This window comes from Geodermatophilus chilensis, assembly GCF_002802985.1.
Taxonomy (GTDB): Bacteria; Actinomycetota; Actinomycetes; order Mycobacteriales; family Geodermatophilaceae; genus Geodermatophilus; species Geodermatophilus chilensis.
Window position 1 is genome coordinate 23,353 of the sequence record NZ_NVPT01000045.1, and the last position, 8,936, is coordinate 32,288.

The 8,936-nt window shown below is 71.9% G+C and carries 8 protein-coding genes; 1 reads left to right on the forward strand and 7 read right to left on the reverse strand.

Translation table 11 applies throughout. The features are described 5' to 3' along the window. Positions 1–191: 191 nt before the first annotated feature. The 6 genes from ctaD to CNO22_RS09830 all read right to left on the reverse strand — a co-directional run bounded on the left by ctaD (position 192) and on the right by CNO22_RS09830 (position 5,873). Positions 192–1,952: an aa3-type cytochrome oxidase subunit I gene (gene ctaD, locus CNO22_RS09805; protein WP_100499190.1), complete on the reverse strand. Its 1,761-nt coding sequence runs from the start codon at positions 1,950–1,952 to the stop codon at positions 192–194. A 122-nt stretch (positions 1,953–2,074) separates the two neighbouring features. Beyond that, the gene (locus tag CNO22_RS09810; RefSeq protein WP_100499191.1) at positions 2,075–2,497 is read right to left on the reverse strand and encodes a hypothetical protein; all 423 of its coding nucleotides are present in this window, start codon (positions 2,495–2,497) and stop codon (positions 2,075–2,077) included. Between the two features lie 59 nt (positions 2,498–2,556). Continuing rightward, on the reverse strand, positions 2,557–3,456 hold the full coding sequence (locus tag CNO22_RS09815) for an amino acid ABC transporter permease (protein ID WP_100499192.1): 900 nt from the start codon (positions 3,454–3,456) through the stop codon (positions 2,557–2,559). Then, on the reverse strand, positions 3,453–4,103 hold the full coding sequence (locus CNO22_RS09820) for an amino acid ABC transporter permease (RefSeq protein ID WP_100499193.1): 651 nt from the start codon (positions 4,101–4,103) through the stop codon (positions 3,453–3,455). The genes CNO22_RS09815 and CNO22_RS09820 overlap by 4 nt, the downstream gene beginning before the upstream one ends. 91 nt (positions 4,104–4,194) lie before the next feature. Continuing rightward, a complete protein-coding gene (locus tag CNO22_RS09825) occupies positions 4,195–5,088 on the reverse strand; it encodes a glutamate ABC transporter substrate-binding protein (protein WP_100499194.1) in 894 nt (297 codons plus the stop codon). 29 nt (positions 5,089–5,117) lie between these two features. After that, a complete protein-coding gene (locus CNO22_RS09830; protein ID WP_100499195.1) occupies positions 5,118–5,873 on the reverse strand; it encodes an amino acid ABC transporter ATP-binding protein in 756 nt (251 codons plus the stop codon). 122 nt (positions 5,874–5,995) lie between these two features. Here CNO22_RS09830 and miaB point away from each other — a divergent pair, with 122 nt between their 5' ends. Further along, entirely contained in the window at positions 5,996–7,501 is a 1,506-nt protein-coding gene (gene miaB / locus CNO22_RS09835; protein ID WP_100499196.1) for a tRNA (N6-isopentenyl adenosine(37)-C2)-methylthiotransferase MiaB, read from the forward strand. A gap of 59 nt (positions 7,502–7,560) precedes the next feature. Here miaB and CNO22_RS09840 read toward each other — a convergent pair whose 3' ends face one another. Then, positions 7,561–8,748, reverse strand: coding sequence for a DUF349 domain-containing protein (locus CNO22_RS09840; RefSeq protein ID WP_100499197.1), 1,188 nt, complete (start codon positions 8,746–8,748; stop codon positions 7,561–7,563). Positions 8,749–8,936: the final 188 nt, after the last annotated feature.

The following is an 8,936-nucleotide window of genomic DNA, read 5'->3' on the forward strand; positions in this document are numbered from 1 at the left end:
CGACCGAGCAGCCTCGGCTCCGAGCCGGAGGCCCCCTGCCAGCGCGGACCCGGCGCGCCGGACCGGCTCCTGGCCGTCCACGGCACTCGGCTCCCGAAGCCGGACCCCGATGGCCGCCGGAGCGCGCCCAGCCCCGCCGTGCCCGCCGCCGGCAGACGGACGAGCGCGGGTGGGCCGGGCCGGCGCCCGGCTCAGGTCGGGTCGGGGTCCCGGCTGCCCTGCCGGGCGCCCTCGCTGAGGCCGACATTGCTGACGTCGGCGTAGGGCTCGTGGCGTCGCCCGACGTGCTTCTCCAGCTCGAGGCGGTCCAGCAGGTGCGGGTAGTGCGCCTCGAACGCCGGGCGCTCGGAGCGGATCTTCGGGATCTCGGTGAAGTTGTGCCGCGGCGGCGGCGACGACGTCGCCCACTCCAGCGAGTTCCCGTGGCCCCAGGGGTCGTCCCGCAGCGCCAGGGGCCCGTAGCGCCACGACCGCACGACGTTGAACAGGAACGGCAGCACCGACGCCCCGAGGATGAACGAGAAGATCGTCGAGACGGTGTTCAGGGTGGTGAAGCCGTCGGTGGGCAGGTAGTTGGCGTACCGGCGCGGGAAGCCCTCACCGCCGAGCCAGTGCTGCACCAGGAACGTGCCGTGGAAGCCGATGAAGGTCATCCAGAACTGCAGCTTGCCCAGGCGCTCGTCCATCATCCGGCCGCACATCTTCGGGAACCAGAAGTAGACGCCGGCGTAGGCGGCGAACACGACGGTGCCGAATACCACGTAGTGGAAGTGCGCCACGACGAAGTAGCTGTCGTTGACGTGCCAGTCCAGCGGCGGGCTGGCCAGCAGGACGCCGGTGAGCCCGCCCAGCAGGAACGTCACGAGGAAGCCGATCGAGAAGAGCATCGGCGACTCGAAGGTCAGCTGACCGCGCCACATGGTGCCGATCCAGTTGAAGAACTTGATGCCGGTCGGCACGGCGATCAGGTAGGTCAGGAACGCGAAGAACGGCAGCAGCACCGCGCCGGTCGCATACATGTGGTGCGCCCACACGACGACCGAGAGGCCGCCGATGGCGAGGGTCGCGAAGATCATGCCCTTGTAGCCGAACAGCGGCTTGCGGCTGAAGACCGGGATGACCTCGGTGATGATGCCGAAGAACGGCAGCGCGATGATGTAGACCTCGGGGTGCCCGAAGAACCAGAACAGGTGCTGCCACAGCATCGGCCCACCGTTCTCCTCCGTGTACACCAGCGCGCCCACCTGCCGGTCGGCGAGCAGCGCCATGAGCGCGGCGGTGAGGATCGGGAACGCGAAGAGCACCAGCAGGCTGGTGACCAGCGTGTTCCAGGTGAAGATCGGCATCCGGAACATCGTCATCCCCGGCGCCCGGAGGCAGACGATCGTGGTGGCGAAGTTGACCGCGCCGAGGATGGTGCCCAGACCGCTGACCGCCAGCCCGGCGATCCACAGGTCGGCACCGACGCCGGCCGAGTGCGCCGCGGTCGAGAGTGGCGTGTAGGCGTACCAGCCGAAGTCCGCCGGGCCGCCGGGGGTGAGGAAGCCGCCCATCGCGAGCATCGACCCGAAGAGGAACAGCCAGTAGGAGAAGGCGTTCAGCCGCGGGAAGGCGACGTCCGGAGCGCCGATCTGCAGCGGCATGATGAGGTTGCCGAAGGCGAAGAACAGCGGCGTCGCGAAGAACAGCAGCATCGCCGTGCCGTGCATGGTGACCAGCTGGTTGTACTGCTCCGGCGACAGGAACTGCAGCCCCGGGCGGGCCAGCTCCCCGCGCATCAGCATCGCCATCAGGCCGGCGCCCACGAACCACACGAAGGACGTGGCCAGGTACATCAGGCCGATGGTCTTGTGGTCGGTGGTCCGCAGCAGGTTCGACAGCCGCGAGCCCTTCGCTGCCTCGGGAGCCGGGGCCGGCCGTGTGACGATCGGATGCGGGGCCAGAGCAGTCATGCGGGCCTCCCAGGGGCCGACCGCGCTCCCACGGCTCGGGAGCCGCTCCCATGGTGACCCCAGGATGCAGGTCAGGGAAGCCGTACCGGCCCGGACGGGGCCGTGGCCGTGGGAAGTGTGCGTCAGCCGGCGGGGCGCGTGGTCGCCGACCAGGCGGTCACGTCGATGGCGACTCCGTTGGGTGCATCGTCGTCGGCCACCAGCCAGCTGCCCTCACGGCCCAGCTCGGAGGACAGCCACGCCCGTATCTGCAGGTCGAAGGCGCGCTCGGGGCCGGCCGCCGCCGAGCTGACCGGTCCCAGGAAGGTCAGGTCGGTCTCTGCGCCGCCCGCGAAACGGAGCACCACCCGGCACCGCGAGCGCCGGTGCCGGGCCGGCGGCACGACCTCCCGCACCACGGCGGTGTCGGCGCCCGCGGCGGCGGCCAGCGAGGACGCGGAGGCGCGCAGCCGGGTCACGAACTCCTGCGCGGCGTCCATGGGCGCCGCCGGGCGAGGCACCGGCGTCGGGAGCGGGGGCACGGCGGGGCGGAGGGCGGTGTCCACGCCTGCCGTATCGGCAGGCGTGGACACCACCGTGACCGGCTCGTTCCGTACGAGAGCCGTCAGGCGCCGCCGCCCACCGGGACCCGGCTGTCCTCGTCGACGGTGGCCCCGGCGCGCCCGGCGGTCCGGGGCTGCCGACGCTCGAGGTACTGCGCCAGCCGGCCCAGCGCGTAGTTGATGGCGATGTACATCAGCGCGATGACGACGAACGTCTGGATCGGGTTGTCCAGGTTGCGGCGGATGCTCTCGCCCTGGCTGAGCAGCTCGTCGTAGTTGGCGACGAAGGTGATCAGCGAGGTGTCCTTCAGGACGACGACGAGCTGGCTGATGATCGCCGGCAGCATGACGCGGAAGGCCTGCGGCAGCAGCACCAGCCGCATCGCCTGGCCGTTGGTCAGCCCCGTCGCCAGGGCCGCCTCCCGCTGGCCGCGGGGCAGCGACGCCACGCCGGCCCGGACCACCTCGGCGAAGATCACCATGTTGTAGGCGGTGAGACCGATGACCAGGCCCCAGAACGTCTGTCCGCCGGGCAGCTGGTCGAGCGGGACGCCGACGTCGTCCAGCACACGGGCGCCGAAGTAGACGAGCACCACGACCGGCAGCCCGCGGAAGAGCTCGACCAGGCCGATCAGGGGGATGCGCCCGGCGCGGCCCAGCGAGAGCCGGGCCACCGCGATGAGCGTGCCGAGCACGACGGACAGCGTCATGGCCACCGCTGCGGCCTTGAGCGTGTTGACCACACCCTCGGCGAGCAGCTGCCACACCGGTTCGAAGGCCTCGTTGGAGGGGTCGATGAGCGGGCCCCACTTCTCCATCGAGAACTCGCCCTGCGCGGCCAGGCGCCGGACGACGACGAAGGCCAGCCCGGCCAGCGCCAGCAGCGCCACCGCGGTGGCGATGCGGGTGCGGCGCCGGGCCCGCGGACCCTGGGCGTCGTAGAGGACGGACGTCGGGCTCATCGGGCGATCGCCACCCTCCGCTCGATGACCTGCAACAGGGCCCCGGCCGGCAGCGTGATGCACAGGTAGCCGATGGCGACGCCGACGAAGACTGGCAGCGTCTCGTAGCCCCGCGCGCTGGTGAGGGTCGCGCCGGTGCTCCACAGGTCGCCGCCGACGCCGAAGGCGCCGACGACCGCGGAGTTCTTCATCATGGCGATGACGACGCTGCCCAGCGGCGGGACGACGGTGCGCAGCGCCTGGGGGAGCACCACGAAGCGCAGCCCCTGGGTGAAGTTCAGCCCGATCGACCGCGCGGCCTCGGCCTGGCCGGCCGGCACCGAGTTGATGCCCGCGCGGATGGCCTCGCAGACGAACGCCGACGTGTAGAGCACCAGGCCCAGCACGCCGAAGAAGAAGAACGTGCGGTTGATGCCGAGCTCGGGCAGGCCGAACGCGCAGGCGAACAGCACGACCGACAGCGGGGTGTTGCGGAAGGTCGTCACCCAGAAGGTCCCGAACTTCTGCAGCGGTGGCACCGGGGAGACGCGGCACATCGCGATCACCAGGCCGAGCGCCAGGGAACCGACCAGCGCCACCAGGATGATCCGCAGGGACGTCAGGTACCCCTCGACGAACAGGGCGAGGTTGTCGGTCACCGCGTCCACGCGCGCTCCCTCTCGGTCGGATCGTCGGGGGTCAGGGTGTCAGGAGCGCGGCCGGCCGGACGTCGCCGGCCGGCCGCGGTCTCGGGAAGGGTCAGGAGCAGGGCGCGGGCTCGGGCAGCGTGGGGGTCTCGGCGCCCTCGACCTGGCCGGCGGTCGACTCCCAGGCCTGGGCGTAGGCCTCCTCGTTGGCCGCCAGCGTCTCGTTGATGAACTCGCAGAACGCGACGTCACCCTTGGGGATGCCGATGCCGTAGGGCTCCTCGGTGAACTGCTCGCCGACGAGCTTGAACTGGCCGTCGGACTCCGCGACGAAGCCCAGCAGGATCACGTTGTCGGTGGTGACCGCGTCGACCTGGCCGTTGCCGAGGGCGTCGGCGCACTGCGAGTACTCGTCGAAGAGCACCAGCTGCCCGGGGTCGGCCAGGTACTGGCGGATGTTCTCCGACGGCGTCGAGCCGGTCACCGAGCAGACCTTCGCGTCGGCGTTCTCCCGGAGCGACTCCGGACCGGTGATCGCCGTGTTGTCCGACGCGACCATGATCTGCTGCCCGGCCACGTAGTACGGCCCGGCGAAGGAGACCCGCTCCTTGCGCTTGTCGTTGATCGTGTAGGTCGCCACGACCATGTCGACCTCGCCGCCCTCGAGCACCTCCTCGCGCACCGCCGAGGGGGACTCGACGAACTCGATCTGCTCGGGCTCGATGCCCAGCCCCCCGGCGATGATCTCGGCGATCTCGACGTCGAAGCCCTCGACGTCGCCGGAGAGGTTCTCCAGACCGAAGCCGGGCTGGTCGAACTTGGTGCCGACCCGGATCGAGCCCTGCTCGGCGAGCTCGGCCATCGTCGTCCCGGCCTCGAACTCGGGGGCCTCGGCGACCGACGGCTCGGCGGCCGTCTCCTCGCCCTCGTCACCGCCGCCACAGGCGGCGAGGGCGAGGGTCGCGACGGCGACGGTGGCGGCCAGGGTCGTGCGGCGGGTCCTCATGTGCGGGTCCTCTCGATCGGGGAACGCGGTCAGTGGGTGAGGATCTTGGACAGAAAGTCCTTGGCCCGGTCGGACGTCGGGCGGGTGAAGAAGGTCTCGGGGTCGGCGGACTCGACGATCCGGCCGCCGTCCATGAACACGACCCGGTTGGCCGCCCGGCGGGCGAAGCCCATCTCGTGGGTGACGACGACCATCGTCATGCCGTCGCGGGCCAGCGAGGTCATGACGTCGAGGACCTCGTTGATCATCTCGGGGTCGAGTGCGGACGTGGGCTCGTCGAAGAGCATGACCTTGGGGTCCATCGCCAGCGCCCTGGCGATCGCGACGCGCTGCTGCTGGCCGCCGGACAGCTGCGCCGGGTACTTGTCGGCCTGGCTGCCGACGCCGACCCGGTCGAGCAGTTCGCGGGCGCGCCGCTCGGCGTCGCCCTTCGACAGTTTGCGCACCTTGACCGGGCCCAGGGTGACGTTCTCGAGCACGGTCTTGTGCGCGAAGAGGTTGAAGCTCTGGAAGACCATCCCGACGTCGGCGCGCAGCCGGGCCAGCTCCTTGCCCTCCTCGGGCAGCCGCTGGCCGTCGATGGTGATCTCGCCGGAGTCGATGGGCTCGAGCCGGTTGATCGTTCGGCACAGCGTCGACTTCCCGGAGCCGGACGGCCCGATGACGACGACGACCTCGCCGCGGTCGATCGACAGGTCGATGTCCTGCAGGACGTGCAGCTGGCCGAACCACTTGTCGACCCCGGACAGGCGGACGAGAGGCTCTCCGGCGGTACGGCTGGTCACCCGGCAGACCCTAGAGGCGGCCGACGGCGCCGGACGAACCCGCCGATCACGAAGCCGTAACGAAGCCGCAGGTCGCGGAGCCCGGCCGGGGGACGCCGTCCCCGCCGTACCCTCGACCCGTCATGACGAGCGACCTCGACCGCAGCGCCCAGCCCGCCCCGGGGCGGACCTACCGGGTCCGCACCTACGGCTGCCAGATGAACGTGCACGACTCCGAGCGCCTCTCGGGGCTGCTGGAGGCCGCCGGTTACACCGCCGCGCCCGAGGGGGCCGACGCCGACGTCGTCGTCCTCAACACCTGCGCGGTGCGGGAGAACGCCGACAACCGGCTCTACGGCAACCTCGGCCACCTCCGCCCGGTCAAGGACGCCCACCCCGGCATGCAGATCGCCGTCGGCGGCTGCCTGGCGCAGAAGGACCGCGGCGAGATCGTGCGGCGCGCGCCGTGGGTCGACGTCGTCTTCGGCACCCACAACGTCGGCTCGCTGCCGGCCCTGCTGGAGCGGGCGCGGCACAACGCCGAGGCCCAGGTCGAGATCGCCGAGGCCCTCGAGGTCTTCCCGTCGACGCTGCCGGCCAAGCGGGACTCCGCCTACTCCGGCTGGGTGTCGATCAGCGTCGGGTGCAACAACACCTGCACGTTCTGCATCGTCCCGGCGCTGCGGGGCAGGGAGAAGGACCGCCGTCCCGGCGAGATCCTGGCCGAGGTGCAGGCGCTGGTCGACCAGGGCGTGCTCGAGGTGACCCTGCTCGGGCAGAACGTCAACGCCTACGGTGTGGAGTTCCGCGACCGCGGCGCCTTCGCCGACCTGCTGCGCGCGACCGGCCGGATCGAGGGGCTGGAGCGGGTGCGCTTCACCAGCCCGCACCCGCGCGAGTTCACCGACGACGTCATCGAGGCCATGGCCGAGACGCCGGCGGTCTGCCACCAGCTGCACATGCCGCTGCAGAGCGGGTCGGTCGACGTGCTGCGCAGGATGCGTCGCGGCTACCGGCAGGAGCGCTACCTCGGCATCATCGACCGCGTGCGGGCGGCGATGCCCGATGCGGCGATCACCACCGACATCATCGTGGGCTTCCCCGGCGAGACCGAGGAGGACTTCCGGCAGACCCTCGAGGTGGTCCGGCAGGCGCGCTTCGCCAGCGCCTTCACCTTCCAGTACTCCAAGCGGCCCGGGACGCCGGCCGCCGAGATGGAGGGGCAGCTGCCCAAGGAGGTCGTGCAGGAGCGCTACCTGCGGCTGACCGCGCTGCAGGAGGAGATCAGCTGGGCGGAGAACCGGGCGCAGGTCGGGCGGAGGGTCGAGCTGCTGGTCGCCGCGGGGGAGGGCAGCAAGGACGCCCGCACCGGGCGGCTGTCCGGCCGCGCCCGCGACGGCCGGCTGGTGCACTTCCGGGCGGGCGGGGATGACGGAGCGGACGGCGTGCGGCCCGGCGACGTGGTCGAGACCGTCGTGACCCAGGCCGCGCCGCACCACCTGGTCGCCGACGGGCCACTGCTGTCGCACCGGCGCACCCGCGCCGGCGACGCGCACGAGGCCGGCACCCGCCCCACCACCCCCGGCGTGCTGCTCGGGATGCCGCAGGTCGGCGTCCCGGCCCCGCTGGCCCCGGCCGGGGGCTGCTGAAAGAGGACCCCCTTCTCCCCACCCCTCGCAAGCTCGGGGCGGTGCCCTGAAGGGGGCCGTCAGCGGCGGTTGGCGCTCTTCTCCGCCTCGGCCAGCCACTCGCGGCGGGTGGCGAGGTTGGCCCTGGCCTCCTCGATCCGCCGGGCGTCACCGGCGGCCTCGGCCTTGGCCAGCTGCTCCTCGGCCTTGGTGACCGCCTGCCGCATCGAGGTGACCATCGGGTTCTCCGGGGCCACCCGCGGGCGGGAGGTGTCGACGGCGCCGCGGATGCGCTGCTCGACGGCCTGCATCCGGTCCTCCAGCTGGCGTATCGCGCCGCGCGGCACGTGGCCGATGGCGTCGTAGCGCTCCTGCAGCTTGCGCAGCAGGTTCTGGGCTCCGCGCAGGTCGCTCGACGGGTCGAGCTTCTCGGCCTCGGCGAGGATCTCCTCCTTGGCCTGCTGGTTGGCGAGCTGCTCGGCGTTGCGGGCCTTGTCCGACTCGGCGCGCGCGGTGAAGAAGACGTCCTGCGCCGCGCGGAACTGCTTCCACAGGTCGTCGTCGCCGTCGCGGCCGATGCGCGGGACGGCCTTCCACCGGTCCATCAGGCTGCGCATCGCGGCACTCGTCGGGCCCCACTCGGTGGACGTCGAGAGCCGCTGCGCCTCGGCGATCAGCTCCTGCTTGGCCGCCCGGGCCTCGCCGCGCTGGGCGTCGAGGGCGGCGAAGTGCGCACCCCGGCGGCGACCGAAGGCGTCACGGGCGGCGGCGAACCGGCTCCACAGCGCCTCGTCGGTCTTGCGGTCGATCCCGCGGATGGTCTTCCACTCCTCGACGATGGCCTTGAGCCGGTCGCCGGCGGCCTTCCACGAGGTGGACTCGGCGGCGATCTGCTCGGCCTCGGCGGCCAGCCCCTCCTTGCGGGCGACCTGCGCGGCCCGGGCGGCGGCCTTCTCCGCCCGCGACTCGGCGGCCGCGGAGTTGGCGGTCCCGACCATGGCGCGGGCGCGGGCGGCCAGCCCGTCCAGGTCGCCGACGGCGGCGGCGGTGGGGATCGACTCGGCCAGCGCCTGTGCCTTGGCCTTGATCTCGCGGGGGTTGCCGGTGTGCGCCCGCAGCCGCGCCTCGAGCAGCGACACCTCCGTGGCCAGGTCGTCGTAGCGGCGGGCGTAGTGGGCCAGCCCGGCCGCCGGGTCACCGGCCTGCCACGAGCCGACGGCGCGCTCGCCCTCGGCGGTGCGGACGTAGACGGTCCCGTCGTCGTCCACCCGGCCCCACTGCGCGGGGTCGGAGGCGGGGCCGGCGTCCGCCGGCCCCGCCCCCCCACCCGTCTCCTATACACAGTCGGACCTGGCCCCGAATCCTTACTTATTCATTTCGGTGGTGCCCGCCTGTCTACCAACAACTATAGTACTGTGCATCAACCCTCGCATCGCATCCTACTGCATCTAGTAGT